The sequence below is a fragment of the Lysinibacillus sp. BSL11 genome (assembly GCF_052928325.1).
Genome location: NZ_JAVGCX010000013.1, coordinates 53,422 through 70,965, shown reverse-complemented (window position 1 = coordinate 70,965; position 17,544 = coordinate 53,422). Strand labels below are relative to the sequence as shown.

General features: G+C 36.9%; 14 protein-coding genes. 5 read left to right on the top strand and 9 right to left on the bottom strand.

Features of this window, described 5'->3' with window-relative positions; all coding sequences use genetic code 11:
• The first annotated feature begins 23 nt into the window (after positions 1 to 23).
• Together RCJ95_RS16100 and RCJ95_RS16095 are read left to right on the top strand one after the other, a co-directional pair.
• Positions 24 to 3,194, top strand: coding sequence for an ATP-binding cassette domain-containing protein (locus tag RCJ95_RS16100; protein ID WP_446722479.1), 3,171 nt, complete (start codon positions 24 to 26; stop codon positions 3,192 to 3,194).
• 144 nt (positions 3,195 to 3,338) lie between these two features.
• Positions 3,339 to 4,289 carry a nucleoside hydrolase gene (locus RCJ95_RS16095; protein ID WP_313150168.1) on the top strand — a complete coding sequence of 317 codons (951 nt, stop codon included), beginning with the start codon at positions 3,339 to 3,341 and terminating at the stop codon, positions 4,287 to 4,289.
• Here the strand turns inward: RCJ95_RS16095 and RCJ95_RS16090 are convergent, their stop codons facing one another.
• From RCJ95_RS16090 to RCJ95_RS16080, 3 genes are read right to left on the bottom strand one after another with little or no spacing between them, the layout of a single operon-like run.
• The gene (locus RCJ95_RS16090) at positions 4,290 to 5,414 is read right to left on the bottom strand and encodes a Ger(x)C family spore germination protein (RefSeq protein WP_221682028.1); all 1,125 of its coding nucleotides are present in this window, start codon (positions 5,412 to 5,414) and stop codon (positions 4,290 to 4,292) included.
• The gene (locus tag RCJ95_RS16085; protein ID WP_446722478.1) at positions 5,401 to 6,522 is read right to left on the bottom strand and encodes a GerAB/ArcD/ProY family transporter; all 1,122 of its coding nucleotides are present in this window, start codon (positions 6,520 to 6,522) and stop codon (positions 5,401 to 5,403) included. The genes RCJ95_RS16090 and RCJ95_RS16085 overlap by 14 nt, the downstream gene beginning before the upstream one ends.
• A 16-nt stretch (positions 6,523 to 6,538) precedes the next feature.
• A complete protein-coding gene (locus RCJ95_RS16080) occupies positions 6,539 to 8,056 on the bottom strand; it encodes a spore germination protein (protein WP_221682023.1) in 1,518 nt (505 codons plus the stop codon).
• A 415-nt stretch (positions 8,057 to 8,471) separates the two neighbouring features.
• On the opposite strand from RCJ95_RS16080, the gene RCJ95_RS16075 reads away from it, so the two are divergent.
• A complete protein-coding gene (locus tag RCJ95_RS16075; protein ID WP_257522156.1) occupies positions 8,472 to 9,353 on the top strand; it encodes a GNAT family N-acetyltransferase in 882 nt (293 codons plus the stop codon).
• A gap of 264 nt (positions 9,354 to 9,617) precedes the next feature.
• Complete coding sequence (locus tag RCJ95_RS16070) at positions 9,618 to 10,202, top strand: argininosuccinate lyase (RefSeq protein WP_221682365.1); 585 nt, start codon at positions 9,618 to 9,620, stop codon at positions 10,200 to 10,202.
• A 181-nt stretch (positions 10,203 to 10,383) separates the two neighbouring features.
• Here RCJ95_RS16070 and RCJ95_RS16065 read toward each other — a convergent pair whose 3' ends face one another.
• Together RCJ95_RS16065 and RCJ95_RS16060 are read right to left on the bottom strand one after the other, a co-directional pair.
• Positions 10,384 to 11,241, bottom strand: coding sequence for a PhzF family phenazine biosynthesis protein (locus RCJ95_RS16065; RefSeq protein WP_221682014.1), 858 nt, complete (start codon positions 11,239 to 11,241; stop codon positions 10,384 to 10,386).
• A gap of 143 nt (positions 11,242 to 11,384) precedes the next feature.
• Positions 11,385 to 12,593, bottom strand: coding sequence for an MFS transporter (locus RCJ95_RS16060; protein WP_369579102.1), 1,209 nt, complete (start codon positions 12,591 to 12,593; stop codon positions 11,385 to 11,387).
• Between the two features lie 133 nt (positions 12,594 to 12,726).
• Here RCJ95_RS16060 and RCJ95_RS16055 point away from each other — a divergent pair, with 133 nt between their 5' ends.
• A complete protein-coding gene (locus RCJ95_RS16055; protein ID WP_221682010.1) occupies positions 12,727 to 13,281 on the top strand; it encodes a helix-turn-helix domain-containing protein in 555 nt (184 codons plus the stop codon).
• A 367-nt stretch (positions 13,282 to 13,648) separates the two neighbouring features.
• Here the strand turns inward: RCJ95_RS16055 and qoxD are convergent, their stop codons facing one another.
• Genes qoxD through qoxA form a run of 4 tightly spaced genes read right to left on the bottom strand, consistent with a single transcriptional unit; the run spans position 13,649 to position 17,388 of the window.
• Positions 13,649 to 13,933 (bottom strand): cytochrome aa3 quinol oxidase subunit IV, encoded by a 285-nt coding sequence (qoxD, locus tag RCJ95_RS16050; RefSeq protein ID WP_221682008.1) that lies wholly within the window; start codon positions 13,931 to 13,933, stop codon positions 13,649 to 13,651.
• A 1-nt stretch (position 13,934) separates the two neighbouring features.
• Entirely contained in the window at positions 13,935 to 14,531 is a 597-nt protein-coding gene (gene qoxC / locus RCJ95_RS16045; protein WP_221681998.1) for a cytochrome aa3 quinol oxidase subunit III, read from the bottom strand.
• Positions 14,528 to 16,477 carry a cytochrome aa3 quinol oxidase subunit I gene (gene qoxB, locus RCJ95_RS16040; RefSeq protein ID WP_221681989.1) on the bottom strand — a complete coding sequence of 650 codons (1,950 nt, stop codon included), beginning with the start codon at positions 16,475 to 16,477 and terminating at the stop codon, positions 14,528 to 14,530. Before qoxB ends, qoxC begins: the two co-directional genes overlap by 4 nt.
• A gap of 20 nt (positions 16,478 to 16,497) precedes the next feature.
• Complete coding sequence (qoxA, locus tag RCJ95_RS16035) at positions 16,498 to 17,388, bottom strand: cytochrome aa3 quinol oxidase subunit II (protein ID WP_221681980.1); 891 nt, start codon at positions 17,386 to 17,388, stop codon at positions 16,498 to 16,500.
• Between the last annotated feature and the right edge of the window lie 156 nt (positions 17,389 to 17,544).

Below are 17,544 nucleotides of genomic sequence, written 5' to 3'. Positions count from 1 at the left end.
TTCTTAAATGGAAGGATAACTAAATGAAAATTAATGAACTAATTGCCAATAATATTAACCGTCTAGATGTCGTTTTATCCGACGATCAATCTTTAGCCATAGCAGGTTTGTCTGGTTCAGGGAAGACGACATTTTGTCAAACGATTGGAGAAGAATCCAAAAAACGGCTTGTTTCTTTATTGCCAAAGGCTGAATATCAATATTTATTTCCAAACATTATGGAAACGAACTTCAGTGCCATCAAAATGGAGGACATGCCCCTTGTACTTTTTCTAGGAAAATCCTCGATCTCTAGCAATCCACGTTCCACAATTGGTACTCATACAGGTGTTTTTAAAGAAATTCGTAATCGACTGGCAGATGAGTTTCAGCTATCGCCAGAGATGTTTTCCTTTAACAATGCATTAGGCTGGTGTCCTGCATGTAAGGGGCGAGGCACGACAAAAAATGTAGAATGTAAAAAATGTTTGGGTAAGCGCTATAGTCCAGAAGTAGAGCAGTATAAAATCACTTTATGGAATGAGCCCTATAGTATTTCTGATATTCATCATTTAAGTATAGAGGCCATCTATTCCTTATCAAAAGAATTAAATATCAGTGAAGAAAAACAGCATATTCTGCATAATATTATGCAAATGAATATTGGCTACTTAACCTTAAATCGTATTATGGGGACTTTATCAGGTGGAGAATTAACAAGGCTGTACTTAGCAGAATTCATGGCAACAAGCGAAAACACCGTGATTATTGTTGATGAAATTTCTGTGGGTCTTGACCATAACACCTTACTAAAAATTTTAGAGCAAATTCAACAACTAGGCGCAAAAAACCAAATTTGGTTGATTGATCATTCTGATACCGTGTTAGACACGGCAGACGAGCATCTATTCTTCGGACCAGGTAGTGGAAAATACGGAGGAAAAATCGTTGAAGAATCTCCACGACCAAAGCCTATCTATTGGGGACGAAATCCAGCAGCACCCATATCCTATTATCAATTCCGAGATTTGTATTGCCGTAATATCCAAATAGATGCAATAGACATTCCACAAAATCGACTTGTTACCTTTACAGGAGAGTCTGGTTGTGGGAAATCAACGCTTGTTAATGAGTGTATTGCTAAAGATTTTATCAAACGCTATCCAAAGGACAAACTCGTGATGGTTGGGCAAGATCGTAACCAATCCATTACGAGTCGTTCCACTGTCGCAACATTCCTCGATATTAAAAAGAAACTAACAAAATATAGTGAGGACATTGATGATATTTTCCAGCGCTCGATTGAAGATATTATCGATGAACTACCTAATGAAGATATCGCACATAAACGCTTAAGCTTATTGATTAAGCTTGGACTAGGCTACTTAACGCTTGAGAGAAAAACGCAATCTCTATCGACTGGTGAATTCCAATGTGTGCATCTAGTCTCAGAGTTATTTGCCAACTCTCGTAATCCCCATACATTATTTATTTTTGATGAGCCATCTAAAGGGCTATCTCAGAACATTCTAAACCAATTTATCGATAGTGTAAGGGATATCCTAGAGGATGAATCTATCTCCATCATCATGATTGAGCATAATGCCTATATGCTGGAAAGCTCTGATTTTGTTGTTGACTTCGGTAAAAGACAGCAGGAGCCTGTAACACATCTAAATGTAGTTAGCCATGAAGATTATTTTAATCAGGATAATCATTCAAGGGTTTCAGCTCCATTACAAATCACATCTACGCTCGCATTAAGGAATGGCATTCAATACTTAGAAAACAACCATATTAGCTATTTCAAAAATGCGGAAAATATATATAAAGGTGGCATCTTAAAAAGCTTATCTTCCATGGCTCGTCTGATTTACGGTGAATATGAATCTAACAAAATTGCCCCTGTTGTTGCCATTGATTTGGAAAGACATTTATATAGCCAATATAGTTTCCTGTATGAAATAGCTGGTCTTATCAATCATATTGTGGCTGCTCATCCAACAAATAAGGATACGAGAAGCTTCGATTTTTATAGCCAAGAAAATCATTGTCCTAGCTGCTCTGGTCGATTAGAAATTGAAAAATTCGATTTTGATCTTGTGGTGCAAGATAAAAACGTGCCATTTTGGGACGGCCTACTACATCCCGATATAATGGAGGTTTTAAAATACTATCAACATTCTAAATTAGAATTTCTCTTTGAGCAGATTAAAATCGAGCTTGGTCAGGACATTAGTAAAAGCTATCATGATATGACTGAGGAGGAAAAGCATACATTTTTATATGGTTATTGGGACAAGTCCTTTTATGATAAGGCAACAAAATCCTCGAAAAAGTGGGAGGGCTTTAATTTTATTATTGGTCGTTATATCGTGATTTCAAAATCCATTATTAAAGAGCAAATGAAGGAAACAAGAGAAATGGTGCCATGCCCAATTTGTCATGGTTCTGTGCTCAACCACCAAAAGAAATTACGATTTGGGAACACAGATATTCGTAACTTAATTCGTCAACCGCTTGATGAAGTCATCAACATTGTAGGCAACTTACCACAACTAGAAAAAATCAAAGCCATCGTTGGCGGAGACATGTCACTGCTACAAGATGTTTCCTTATTGCCAAGGGAAACACAGGTATCCCTAAAAATGCTGGAATTAGAGCTGGCAAGCTTTGTCGGCTATGAAATCGTACTACAAAACGCTTTTCCTTTTTGGAACAAAATCAAAGATAATCTAGAGCGCATCAGCCATAAAAATCAAGTGACCATCTGTGATTTTGCCAATATACAGGAGACAAGAGAAACCATCATCGATCAATATTTTACGAATGGTAAATATAAAAAACTAACATATGTATATGAAGCATTTGGCTACAAGAAAATCGTAACCCAAATCAATAAAGTCAAAGCCAGTCATTCCTGTCCATTCTGTAAAGGGAAAAAGGTGCTCTCTGAAGATGGACTGCATGATGGAGTCCATAAATTAACCGTGCCCTGTGTAAGCTGTGGCGCAAGTGGCATTAATGAGGAAGGACGCCAGCAAATCGTTGATGGCATTGATGTGGAAACATGGCTAACTGGTACTGTAAGCGATGTTGTGACAGAGGGCTCCCATCTTGAGGCCGTTGCCAATATTCCTATTTTTAATCGTATACGCGAATTGAATAAGCAGGAAATGATGGCAGTCTATCAGTTCCTTCAATCAAATCACTAAATCATCAAACCCATGTGCTTCGGCATATGGGTTTCTTTCGTTGGACTAGAATTACTCACTCATTTTTCCACAAAAATTCATAATTCGTGTCATCTTTGATTACTATAAAGATAACAGTAATGGTAGTAAAAGGGAGGACATAGTTTGGTAAAAAAAGTGCTGTTATTCGGGGATATTGGCATTGATGATACGGTGGCATTGATCTACGCACGGCTTAATCAAGAAATAGAAATTGTGGGACTCGTTGCAGATTATGGCAATGTATCGCGAGAGGATGCGGTATCCAATATTTATTATGTCATGAAATTGTTCGACTTCCCTCAAGGTATTCCTGTGATCTTAGGAGCAGAAGTACCCTTAACAGGAGAGCAGCCGACCTATTACCCAGAAATTCATGGTGAACGAGGTCTTGGACCCATCATCCCAAATGATGATCACGAATTAAAAATTGAGAACTTTTTTGAAATCGTCAACATTATTGAAAGGTATAAGCATGATGAGCTAATTATTGTTAATATTGGGCGATTAACCTCACTAGCCACGATGCTTATCCTTTATAAAGAGCTTATGAAAAATATCAAGGAATTTTATATTATGGGTGGAGCATTTTGGGTGCCAGGTAATGTAACGACAGTGGCTGAAGCGAATTTCCATGGTGATCCCTTTGCCGTTAATATTGTGCTTACCTATGCAACGAATGTGACAATCATCCCTTTAAATGCGACACAAAAGGCCATTGTCACACCTGGGATGGTGGACTATATTGACTCCTTTGGCAAAACAAAAATTCTAAAGCCCTTAATGGAATACTATACACGTTTTTATAAAGAACGGGACCCCTCACTTCTAGGAAGTCCCGTGCATGATGCGTTAACACTAATGGCAGTCATTTATCCTGACATGTTTATTTATGAGTCCTATCCTGTAACCGTTGTCGATAAGTTAGAAGGACCTGCAAGGGGGCAAAGTATTGCCGAGACAAGACCTTATGAAAATAATAATGGCGAAAAAAAGCATCGTATTGCTTTTGATATTCATTATGAACATTTTTTCCAAAACTTTTTATCGGTTATGACAGGGCAACCATTTCACTAGTTATTCAAAAACTCCATCTCTTAAAATTGTAAAATCAACATGGACATTTACCTTCATGTCTTTATATATTTTTTGCCATTTATCCTTTGTTAGCTTAGAATGTCTTACTTCGCTTCGATATTTCTCACCAAAGCCAAAGATGTCAGACTCAACTTCCTGACTATGAGCAATCACTCTACGTATTTCCTTTGACAATTTTTTCTCGATTGCTTTTTCCAGTGCTGCCACACTTTTGGGGTCCCCTTGATTGATATCAGGGTACACCTCTAATACTCTTGATTTGATTTTGACGTTCAGGTCAAATGTTGGCGTATCCGCATCAACTAACTTCATTTCTCGTTTCGACTGGATTGCATCAAATGCTACGGTTATTTTATTGGCAGGCTTTTGAAGAATTTCGGAAGGTACATCTTCGTTTTCCAGAACGGTTTCATATAAACCTACTTTAAAGGTATCTCTGACAATCTTTACGTAAAAGCTATCTTTTGCTGGAAGGGTACTGACCATTTTGCTGCCTTTAAAAAGAGCTATCCCACTTAATTCCACCAGCTCGTCATCTCTTTTAATAATAGGCATGGCAAAATCTTTCCCAGATGAATAGAAATCATGGGCAATTTGATGAAGTGTAGAAGAAATCATGTATTCCTGCTTGACATTTTGTTCAATTAACCTAAAAATATGCTGCCCAATATCCTCAATATTTTGATATTCGTATTTCAGTAATGTTTCTGTTTCACCTTCCGCAATAGCCATAAAGATTCCATTGCTGACACTAGCATTTTCTAAGTTTGTATCAATATAATAGCGAAGGTCTTTTTTTGCCAATTCCTCTCCAAATAGGATGACTCTCATTTGACCAACCATGATTTTTTTTGAAAGCTTACGATTGGCTTCCATCCGATTTCCTTTACTCGTATCGTTTTCTGTAGACAGAACTTCCACATTGCTTTGAAATTCGGGATTTACTTCACGAATAACAGCTGTTGTCTTTATTTTATCCTCTGTTCCTACATCATAGCCGACTAAAGTAGTTAATCCAACTTTATCCAAAATATTGGTTTGTGCACATCCATATAAAAAAACAAAGGAGAGAAGAATCATCCATCTTCCTCTAAGTTTGTTCATTCTTTTTCACCTTCTTTGATGTGAAGTTCTTCTTTAGTCGTGCTATTGACCAAAGTAAAATAGGGTAGACAAAAATTACGTAGAATGCAATTTGTCCAAACACCGTGTTAATTGTATTAATCTGTGTCCGTGTTTGAACCAATAATGTTCCAATTAGAACGATGAATGAAAATAGCCAAACAAACGACTTTTCACTTATCGGGAATAAACGAATTGCTCCGCGGTACGCAGCCCATAAGTACAGACATAGATTCGGTAAAATGATTAGCATCCAAAAACAAACAGCTACAAATTCAAAGCGTTCCATAAAGGGGAAGCTGATAAAACTAAATAATGTCAAGGTTGCCCATATCGTTTTCAATAGCTTGCCTTCACTGTAATATGCAATGGACACCATCATCACGGCTAAATAGATGATGGTTGTAGCTAATAGTCCTAAATGAACAGGTTTTCTAATTTTTTTCTTGTCTTTTACAAAGGGGTAAATTACGTTTAGTATTTCAAAGCCGATAATGGTAAAGGTCATTGATTGTGCCCCTTTTAAAATAGAGCGAATATCATTTTCTAAAATAGGGAAAAGGCTTTCTACTGTAGCATATTTCATGGGAAAGGCTAACATTGGGAAAATCCATAGGGAGAGAATGATACTAAAAAAAGACACGCCTACAATGACACGAAGCCCTCCTGTAAAGGCATAGATAATAATAATTAATAAAGTTGCTGACAGGAACCAGGTCTCGATGCTAGGAAAAATCCATGCTTGTATAACTTCAATATAATTTCGTAAAACTGAAAAGAACGCCACAGAGCAATAGATGACATAAATTGCATTTAAAAAATTGCCAATCCATTTGCCAAAAATATCAATTTGAATTCCGTAAAGATCATCAGAGCCGTAAATTTCTAACGTTTTAATCATACAAAACGTAACAAGATGTGTGGCAATCCCAGCCAGTAGAACAGAAATCCATGCATCCTGTCTAGCATCCTGATAGATAATGCGTTGAAATCCCTGTATACCAACCCCAATTTGAGCACCGTGTACCACAAAAAAAAGCAAATAAGCATTAATCATATCTTTAGGGCTAAGTTGTATAGGTTTTGCCATTTATTTCACCTTCAGTTCAACTTTTATCAGGTTTCACTGGCTCTGGGACAAATTTATGCTCATCCTTTGGTCTTGTCAAAGCAGGTCTTTTCGCTGTTAATGGGACAGGCATTCTAATAATACTATCCCGCATTTCCTTCAACCTCGGTGGATAGAAGGGCGACATGTAAGGAGCACCCAAGCTTGACTGACGTAACAAATGAATAAGAATAAAACAAAAAGCCAGCATGATACCATAAAAACCCCAAAATCCTGCAAGTATAATAATAGGGAAGCGAATAAGACGAATCACATTGCCCATCATATAACTTGGCGATGTAAAAGAGGCTAGGGCACTTAACGCAATGATAATCAGCAATATATTACTGGTAATCCCCGCCTGTACAGCAGCTGTTCCAATAACGATACCACCAACGATACCAATTGTTTGTCCAATTTTTGTTGGTAATCTGGCTCCTGCTTCTCTCAGTAGTTCAATAATAAATTCCAGCAGCAAAGCCTCAAATATGGGTGGGAAAGGAACCAAAGCCCTTGATTCACTTAATGGTACGAGAAAGGCTTGTGGAATCACTTCATAGTGAAATGTCAGAGCTGCCACATAAAACGGTGTTAAATAAACAGATAAAAAGAAGGCAGCCAGTCGTAATAAACGAAGAAAAGTAGCAATTTGCCACCTTAAATTTTGATCTTCTTGACTTTGAAAAAACTCAGTAAATCCTTGGGGGCAAACGATAGCCATTGAACTACCATCTACGAGAACCCCAATTTTCCCGTCTAAAATGCCATCACAAAATCTGTCAGGTCTTTCCGTCAAAAGCATTTGTGGAAAGACAGATAGTGAATTATCATCAATCATTTCAGCTAATACGGCACTATCGATAAGCTCATCGATATAAAGATCTGTGATTCGTTGACGCATTGTTTGAACCATTTGATCATTGGCAATGCCACGCATATATAAAAGAGAGACAGAGGTACTTGTCCTTGCACCAATTTTTACTTTTTCATTACAAAGATTAGGACTCACTATGTAGCGACGAATCAAGGAAACATTGGTAGATAGACTCTCATTAAATCCAACCTGTGTACCTATTACCTGCGATTCATTTTCAGGCGCTGACAATGCTCTAGACTCTCTGCTAGCGATATTGGCTAAAATAGTCTGTGGAAAACCATCTATGTGTATCACAACATGACCATTGACCATCAATTCTACGGTTTCCCTTAGTAGACCGGTTTGACTAACTTCTGCAATAGAAAGGGCCACCTCAATTGCCTCGGGGGTATCATGAGGCTTGCTCTGTAAATTAGCAATAATATCATTATTTAAAGTCTGATCATCAATCAGATTATCGATGTAAATAAGGGTGACGTTTGGTGGAAGAGATTTAATGATTAAATCGGCTGGATGATTCGTTGCATTTTTAATCGATTGAATAAAATGATCTGTGGCATGTGCAACTCTCACAAGATTTTCTTTAGGCGCCTCTTGAACTGGTTGTTGTTGTTTGTTGAAAGGTAGTTTAAATTTCATAGTAAATGGTAGGCTCCCTTCATTGCTAACTTCGTTTATAGAATAGGCTTTAAAGGGGTATTCTATACTTATTTCATTTATTTTCATCATGTAGACATATCTAACAAATAACGGTAATATAATAGTATTCTTAAAAACAGAAGGGAGATTAGCTTTTTTATGCTAAAACTAATTATCGCTAATTAAATTCCAATGAATTTAATAAAGGGGCCATCCTATAATTTTTTTAATTATAGGGTTCATTTAGTGATGCCCTTTTGCGATAAAAGAGAAGCATAATGATGTCTAATCCACAGTTATATTTTGTATACAACGGACTTTATGAGCTTGTTCTCATAGGGTCTTTTTCTGTTTTTAGGAGGTGATGATTCCCACAAAAATTAGCGATTGAAACATAAAATTGGAGGGAATAGACGTGGAAAAATATGATTTAGTTAGTGATTATCGTCACAATGAAAAATTAAAGGCAAGTTTTAATGATTTAGCAATGAAAACATTTGGTTTGGATTTTCGAGGGTGGTATAACAAAGGATATTGGAGTGACCAATATATTCCTTACTCATTTGTACGAGAAGGAAAAGTGATTGCGAATGCTTCTGTTTATAAGATGTCGATTCGCATAAATGGCAAGCGATTAAAGGGAATTCAGATCGGTACAGTGATGACGGATGAACACTATCGTCATCAAGGTTTGGCAAAGCAGTTGATGTTGCATATCATGAAAGAGTACGAAGGTGCCTGTGATTTCATGTATCTCTTTGCCAATAAAACAGTACTAGATTTTTATCCAAAGTTTGGTTTTAGAAGAATCCATGAAAGTGAATACAGCTTAGATCTTACCACAAGAACTATTCAACCAAAGCAGACCAGCGTTCAACAGCTGACAATTGAGCAGGATCTAGCACTCCTTGAAGAGTATGCAAAAAATCGTTATATCCATTTAAGTATGATTGCTGTTGAGGAAAATGAAAGTTTATTAATGTTTTATTTTACGTTAGTTTTCCCTCATGCTATTTACTATTTAGAAGAATTTGAAACAATAGTAGTAATGGAGGAAGAAGAAGGGGTATTAAATATTTATGATATCATCTCTTTACAGGCAACCAATGTAGAGACTGTATTAACAAGCATTATTAAGGATACCACAAAAAAAGTAGTATTCTATTTTACACCTGACTTTACAATCGAAGGCATGACAGCCACTATCACCACAAATGATGACGATGCCTTATTCATTCTCTCGAAAAAGCCCTTCTTACAAGGGCACTTTATGTTTCCTTTAACATCCCATTGCTAGGTTGGATGATCACTTCTAGCTGAAATATGAGCGACATTGGATAAAAAGTGAGCGCTTCGAACAAGAACAAGAGCGCTTTAACATGAAATTGGATCACATTTTCACATACCATAACAGCCTTTTTTAATTGACATTATAAATATTGGGCATTTCTCTATAGGATGGTATAGATAAAGTTATTTCATTAGGAGGAAGCAATGTATACAGTTGGTGTCAGCGATCCTCATTCATCTGTAGAACGCATCATTCAATTCCGATTTTTCGATTATTATTAGATTAAGTGAAGAGTTAATTTTATGGAGTAGCCAAGAGTTTAGATTTATAACGATTGATGATGCCTATTCTACTGGCAGCAGTATTATGCCACAGAAGAAAAACCCTGATGCCGCTGAACTGATACGAGGCAAAACAGGACGTGTATATGGTTCACTGACTTCACTCTTAATAACTATGAAGGGCTTACCATTAGCCTATAATAAAGATATGCAGGAAGATAAGGAGCCATTTTTCGATGCATTGGATACCGTATTAGCTTGTCTACAAATCATGTCAAAAATGATTGCTACGATGAAGGTAAACAGTGAAAACATGAAAAAAGCAGTCAAAGGAGGGTTTCTGAATGCAACAGAGGTCGCTGATTATTTAGTGAGTAAAGGCGTTGCATTCAGAGATGCACACAGCATCGTGGGTTCCATTGTTATTTATTGTGAAGATCATAAAAAAGCCATTGAAGATTTAACAATGGATGAATTGAAAGAATTAAGTTCGTTCATCGATGACGATATCTATGACTATATTGAGTATCAAAATATTTTAAATAAAGGGATTAAAGTAGGTTTATTATTATAAAAAATAAACCGTTATCTTGACTATAAATGGTCAACATACGGTTCCTTATAAGGGTGGAAAAAAGGCATTCATTGTAGACAAACACATTGTTCAATTAAATAATGTGTTTGTCTTTTTATCTATTGTTCTATTTTTAAATTAAAATTCAGAAAATCTACAGTCTGAGGTTGAGAAATTATTTTCACTCCATATTTTCTACTTTTAAATATTTAGTTTCACAGTAATAGCCTTTGCCGCCAACATAAACTTTCTCTATTTCATTCTTGCTATTGGTTGCTAGTTTAACTAATATTTCGGAAGGAGAGTGTAAAGAATAACCTTGTTCAAATACATAGACTTCTTTTTGCAAGTGGTGCTGTTCATAAAGATAGCAAGCTAATGCACCGTTAGAAGTGCCAGTCGCTGCTTCTTCATTGATGTCATATAGTGGAGCAAAATTTCTGCATATAATTCGATCGTCATTAAAAGTATACAGATGGGTCCCGACAACATGATAGTACTTGCTGATTTCTTTAATCTTTTCGAAATTAGGTTGCAGTGCATGTAATTGTGTTTCACTTATTATAGGAATTAAAATATCTTTTAAGCCGGTGGAGACAATTTGAATCGGGTATTTATTGTCTATAGCTTTACTATCAATACAGTCGATAAACTCGTTTGGAGATATAACATCATAAAATTTCGGTTTATTTTGTTCCATGAATATGATGTCATCTTTTATCGTAATAGTAAGAACACCGCTGTTTGTTTCAATTGTATAGCGATCCTTGAAAAGTTTATTTAAATGCATCAGTATCGTAAAAGAGCCAATTGTGGCATGACCACATAAATCAACCTCTTCTTTTGGTGTAAAATACTCAAATTTATAATCAGCCATTTCAGATGCTGATATAAATGCGGTTTCCGCATAGCCCAATTCTTTGGCTATCGCCATTTTTTGAGTAGTGGTCAATGTATGTTCATTCAATACCACTCCTGCTTTATTCCCGCCTTGATGATCCTTGCTAAAAGCACTTGCAACATAAACGGATATTTTCATAAAACATCTTCCTTCCTCATTTATAGTGAATTGTAGCATATAAAGAACTACGTAAAAATGTTGTTGGATAAATTTTTTAGCAACTAAAATCTCAAAAAATAGATTGTCTACTTTCTTTAAACACGGTTTTAATATTCCTTACCTCATCTATTAGGAAGTACGCGAATAGTAGCTGATTCCATCTTTGTTTTAACCTTTAACGTCAGCACCATGATAATGATGATGATCAATAATAAGGTGATAAGGGCAACGTCAAATGTATTCGTCATATCTTTGATGACACCAACAAGCATTGGAATGATACCACTAATGATATAGCCACCGAATTGAATCATCGCTGTCCATTCACTTGCCTCTTTTGGTGTAGTTGTAGCATCTAAAGGTAAAATCATTGCTAACGGGAATAAACCACCAGCACCGATCCCTGTTAACGTCGCACAGAAAATAGGCGAGATGCCGCCCAGAATTAACATCAAAATGCCAATAAAGGAGCTTGAAGCACACAGTAGCATCCAAGGCTTTCTCTTCACGCTGTTATTAATGATAATGGGAATAATAAAGCTACAAATCATTTGCATGACAGAAAAAATAGTTACAGTTGTTGCGGCGTAGGCATCACTATATCCCATATCCTGTACTTTTGGAGCGAGCCATGTCGCTAGGGAATAATAGACGCCAGATTGTAAACCGAACATGACCATAAGGAGCCAAACATAACGATTTCCCCAAGGTAGTCGACTTTTTTGGCTTGCAGATTTCTCTAATGGCTCTTGAGATTGTTTGGATTTTTTGATAATTGGAATCCAAACAATAATACCCATAAGAGCGAATACCGACCATATCGCTAAAGCTGCGTTCCAGGATTGATGAAAAGCATGCATAGCTGGCACAACTAAACCAGCACTCAAAGACGCTCCAATTCCCATACCCGCAGAATATACACCAATCATCGTAGAAGAATATTTAGGAAATTCCTTTTTGATATAGCCTGAAATCAGTGGGCCTGTAATAGCAATACCTATCCCACTAAGAATAGCTGTTACTAATAAAAATAAAGGAAAAGTCGCCACTAACCGGAAAGCTGTTGATACACCAATTAATAAAACGGATAGCCCAATCGTCCATTCGATACCCCATCGTTCACTTAGCTTACCAGCCAATGGTGCAAAAATCCCCATACAAAATACGGGAAGTGCTGTTAATAAACTTACAACAACACTTGTCATCTGCAAATCCATTTGAATATTTTTCAATACTGGCGAGATAGATGTGATCGAAGCTCGTAAATTCATAGATAGTATAAACAAAGAAAAAACGCTCCAAATAATCGGAAAGTTTTTTGATTTCGCCATCACTGAAAACACCTCTTTTAGTTATTATTTGATATACTATAGTTAACTTTTAAATTTAAAAATAAACTATAATTAATCGATTTGTATACTATAATATACTATTTATGCAAAGTCAATGGGAGGGGTGTGCAGAATGCAGGAGGAACATATCGACTTATCTGGACAAGTTGGAGGAAATTTGCGAGAAATTCGAAAAAGCAAAAGGATGAGTTTAGAGGAACTGGCGAAAGTCAGCAATGTTAGTAAATTGACGTTAGGGAAAATCGAACGAGGGGAAACGAATCCGACTGTAAATATTCTTTGGAAAATTTGTAGAGGACTTAATATTCCGCTTGTCGCTTTACTATCTTTTGAGGAAAATATAGAGGTTCATCGTTTTGGCTCAGACTATCAATTCGTAGGTCATAATAACGACTGGTTTGTTGATCCATTATTCAAAACAAATGGGACTGAGTGGTTTAGAGGTCGTCTTGAACCGAATAGTGAATACAGCGAGTGTCACCTAGCAGGCTCCGAGGAAATTGTGCTTGTATTAAATGGGCAATTGGAGCTAAAGGTCGGAGAGAAAACCCATCAGCTAAACCAATGGGATGTCATTAAATTCAAGGGTGAAGAACTTCACACGTATATCAATCACTCGGATGAAAAAGTACATTTAATGCTGTCATTAACGTATACAACCCCATGATTGTTCAACAAAAATCCAGCAGAAGATGATACTATTTTGGGAGGAAAAAATAATTCTGATTATCGATTTCATCATTTATTATTTTCATGAATATCAAAAAAATCTTATAAGAAACGAGGAAATCGATAAAATTGGCGTCATAAATGAAACAACATCCTCTATAATTATTGATAAAGGCAATCCTATATTAATACCATTCAACCAAGCTCAACCACGAATCACTTCATATCACAATTAATGAAAGTGGACTCTTACTTTGATTGTGAAAATTTCAAAGAATTGTTTACCCTCATTGTCTTTTGAATATCATGCGTTTCCATACAAAAATCATCCTTACTAAGTTAAAGTAAGGACGATTTTTTTCTATTCAGATATAACCCCAAATCATACATAATAATGTTCCGAAAATGGTAACGAGCGCAATGATTAAACCATAATAAATATTGGTATAGATGGCTGGTTTATCATTTGTTTCACCAGCATGCATAAAGACAACTAACTGCAAGCCTGCCTGAATAAATGCTGTGACTAATAAAATAGTCATGGTAATCGGAAAAGATAGATTGAAAAAATATACACATGCCGCAAGGATCGTAAGGATTATGGACACACCAAACCCCATGACTTGTTTCATCGGGAATAAATCATTCATGTTACACCATTCCTTTCAAGTAAATGAAGCTGAAAATAAAAATCCAGACCACATCTAAAAAGTGCCAGTATAAAGAGAAGATAAACGATTTATTGGCTGTTTCTGGTGTTAAGCCACGTTGGATGAGCTGATAGACGATGAACATTCCCCAGAATACCCCAAAGGTAACGTGTGCACCATGTGTTCCTAATGTTGTTAAAAGGGCAGCCGTAAAGGCACTCGTCTGTAAGCTCGCACCAACATGAATATAGTGCATAAACTCGTAAACTTCAAAACCAATAAAAACGACACCGAGTACTATTGTCAAAACATAGAAACCTATCATTGCTTTCGTGTAGCCCTTACGCATAGCATGTATACCTAAGCCAATGGTAAAGCTACTTGTTAAAAGAATAAACGTTTCAAATAAAACAGGTGTAATTTCAAAAATCTCCGCTCCTGTTGGACCATTCCCAGTACGGTCTACTAAAACAAAATAACCTGCGAATAATGTGCCGAAGAGCATAATTTCAGCACCAATAAACACCCAGAAGCCTAATATATTCAATTGATTTTGCTGAGTACTATATTCTAAAGGGAGTGATTGATCGATTTTCATAATTGACTACCTCGCAATTTCGATTCCGTTGCTTTCACTTTTTCGACAGGTACATAGTGTCCTGGATCTTTTTCCAATGAACGATGAGCCATGCAAATAAAAATACCAATGGTTGTGAGAATTGTCGGTATCCACATTCCGAAAACAAAGGAGAAGCCCCATGCAAAGAAAATACATCCTAATATAAAAGGCACACCGCTATTATTCGGCATATGAATCTTTTCATATGGCTCTGGGAACAGTTCATGCTGATGATATTTTGCATCCCATAACGCTTCCGTTGAAATCACATGTGGCACCTTGGCAAAATTATAGTAAGGCACAGGGCTTGGTGTAGCCCACTCTAACGTGCGAGCGTCCCATGGATCCGACCCAACATTCCTTGGTGAATAACGAATACTGTAGATAACATTGTAAACAATTAAGATAAAACCAATTGTTAAGCCAATTGCACCGATAAACGAAATCATATTCCATAATCCAAAGCCAGTGGAGGCAGAATAAGTGTACATACGTCGTGCTTGTCCATCTAAGCCAGAGACAAACATTGGCATAAAGGCTAGTAACGTACTGATAGCAATAATCCAAGCCGTCCACTTGCCGATTTTTTCATTCAACATAAAGCCAAACATTTTTGGCCAATAGTAATGTAAACCAGCTAGCATAGCAAAGACAACACCAGGAATAATTACCATATGGAAGTGGGCAACCAAGAACATTGTGTTATGGTATTGATAGTCAGCTGCTGACATGCCAAGCATTACACCCGTTACGCCACCTATTGTAAAAGTAGGAATAAATAACATGGAGTAAAGCATTGGCGTTGTAAAAACAATTTTTCCTTTCCACAGGGTGAATAACCAGTTAAAAATTTTAACACCAGTTGGAACGGCAATGGCCATCGTTGTAATCGAGAAAATACTATTTGTTAAAGCACCTTGTCCCATCGTAAAGAAATGATGTGTCCATACTAAAAACGAAAGGAAGGAAATGATCACCATGGAGCCGACCATTGATTTATAACCATAGAGATTTCGACCTGAAAAAGTAGAAATAATCTCACTGTAGATCCCAAAGGCAGGTAAAATCAGAATATAAACCTCAGGATGCCCCCAGACCCAGAAAAAGTTTGCCCACAGCATATCCATACCACCATCGGAAGTTGTGAAAAAATTAGTAGCAAATAGTCGGTCAAAAGTTCCCATCGTTAAGGCAACCGTTAAAACTGGAAAAGCAAAAACGATAATCACGTTTGCTACTAATGAAGACCACGTAAACATCGGCATTTTCATAAGCGTCATGCCTGATGCTCTCATTTTAAGTATCGTCACAATCATATTAATACCAGTAATTAATGTGCCAAGACCTGAAATCTGTAAGGCAAATAAATAATAGTTTGTTCCTACAGATTGACTAAATTCATTATTTGCTAGAGGGAAATAATTCGTCCAGCCAGCATCAGGGGAGCCACCTATAACAAAGGATATATTTAGTAGCATAGCCCCCATGAAAAATAGCCAAAAGCTTAAAGCATTCAAACGTGGGAAAGCAACGTCTCTTGCACCTATTTGTAAGGGCACAATATAATTCATAAAGGCCATAATAAAAGGCATGGCCATAAAAATAATCATGACTGTTCCATGTGTTGTGAAGATTTCATTATAATGCTGCGCATCAAGTAATGTATTGTCAGGTACAGCCATTTGGGCGCGCATCATAATCGCATCTGCTCCACCACGGAAAAGCATCAGAAGGGCAGAAATTAGATACATAATACCAATACGTTTATGATCAACGGTTGTTAACCATTCACGCCAAAGGTAGCCCCATTTTTTAAAGTAGGTTAAGCCAACTATAACTGCTATCACCGTCAGTCCAATCGCAACCATCGATGCATAGATAGCTGGGCTTGGATGGGGTATAGCAAATCGTTCGAAGTACTCCATATGACTATGTCTCCTTTTAATTAATGATCGTTTTGTTGAGAAGCATGATCTTTAATGTGTGATGTGCCATGCTGATGTCCACCATTTTCACCCTCAGGGGCTGGCAGGAATGTTAAATGTGTACCCGTGTAGGTTGATTGGCCAACGTGTCCTGGTTCTAGCAACGTATTAAATTTTTCTTCTGTTAATGGTTCAGCTGTTGCTTTTACTTCCTTCACCCAATCATCAAACTCATCCTGAGTCACTGCTGTTACGTTAAACGTATTTTCAGCGAACCCTTTACCATTAAAGTTTGCATTTCTCCCCATATACTCCCCAGGTAGATCCGCAGCCAGATGCAATGTATTCACCATATCGGCCATTGCATATTTTTGACCACCCAGTTGAGGAATCCAGAAACTTGTAATCGGTCCGTAAGAATAAAGTTTAAATTCGATAGGACGCTCTGCAGGAATATACAAATAATTTACCGTTTCAATATCTTCTTCTGGATAGCTAAAATGCCATTTCCAGTTCGATGTTGAAGCATAAATAATTAACGGCTCTTCCTGTTTGTATTTCTCTGGTGTAGATTCCACCTTATAGTTACTTTCAACAGAAATAAAGGATAGGTACACTACAATTAGAACGGGTATACCTACACAAATGATTTCCACCTTTGTACTCCCCTTAATGTGGGGAGGCTTATAGTCAGGGCTTTGCTTAGATGCACGAAATTTCACTAACATATAAGCTAACAACACAAAAACAATGAGTATGATAAAGGACATAATCCCTATCGAGAGCATAATATCTTTGGCTTGCACTTGAGCTTGAGGTCCTTTTGGATCTAATACTAACAATGGGTCACAGCCTGTTAGCATTGTGACAATAGTGGAAAGACCAATTAATCTGAGCCAACTTTTTTTCATAAACAAACCCCTTTAACTATTTCATTGAAGTGCTATAGGCTACTACGGGTTTGTATGGAATTCGATTCACAATTGATTTTTATAATAGGGGCACTTCTTTTGAAAGACAAGGCGTTTTCCAAGATAACACAGAATGTTCTCAAACGAGAAAAATAA

Bases quoted from the DNA above. Each gene is read 5' to 3' on its own strand.
- RCJ95_RS16100 (WP_446722479.1), top strand. From the start codon at position 24: ATGAAAATTAATGAACTAATTGCCAATAATATTAACCGTCTAGATGTC.
- RCJ95_RS16090 (WP_221682028.1), bottom strand. From the start codon at position 5,414: ATGAACAAACTTAGAGGAAGATGGATGATTCTTCTCTCCTTTGTTTTT.
- RCJ95_RS16085 (WP_446722478.1), bottom strand. From the start codon at position 6,522: ATGGCAAAACCTATACAACTTAGCCCTAAAGATATGATTAATGCTTAT.
- RCJ95_RS16080 (WP_221682023.1), bottom strand. From the start codon at position 8,056: ATGAAATTTAAACTACCTTTCAACAAACAACAACAACCAGTTCAAGAG.
- RCJ95_RS16065 (WP_221682014.1), bottom strand. From the start codon at position 11,241: ATGAAAATATCCGTTTATGTTGCAAGTGCTTTTAGCAAGGATCATCAA.
- RCJ95_RS16060 (WP_369579102.1), bottom strand. From the start codon at position 12,593: ATGGCGAAATCAAAAAACTTTCCGATTATTTGGAGCGTTTTTTCTTTG.
- RCJ95_RS16055 (WP_221682010.1), top strand. From the start codon at position 12,727: ATGCAGGAGGAACATATCGACTTATCTGGACAAGTTGGAGGAAATTTG.
- qoxD (WP_221682008.1), bottom strand. From the start codon at position 13,933: ATGAATGATTTATTCCCGATGAAACAAGTCATGGGGTTTGGTGTGTCC.
- qoxC (WP_221681998.1), bottom strand. From the start codon at position 14,531: ATGAAAATCGATCAATCACTCCCTTTAGAATATAGTACTCAGCAAAAT.
- qoxB (WP_221681989.1), bottom strand. From the start codon at position 16,477: ATGGAGTACTTCGAACGATTTGCTATACCCCATCCAAGCCCAGCTATC.
- qoxA (WP_221681980.1), bottom strand. From the start codon at position 17,388: ATGAAAAAAAGTTGGCTCAGATTAATTGGTCTTTCCACTATTGTCACA.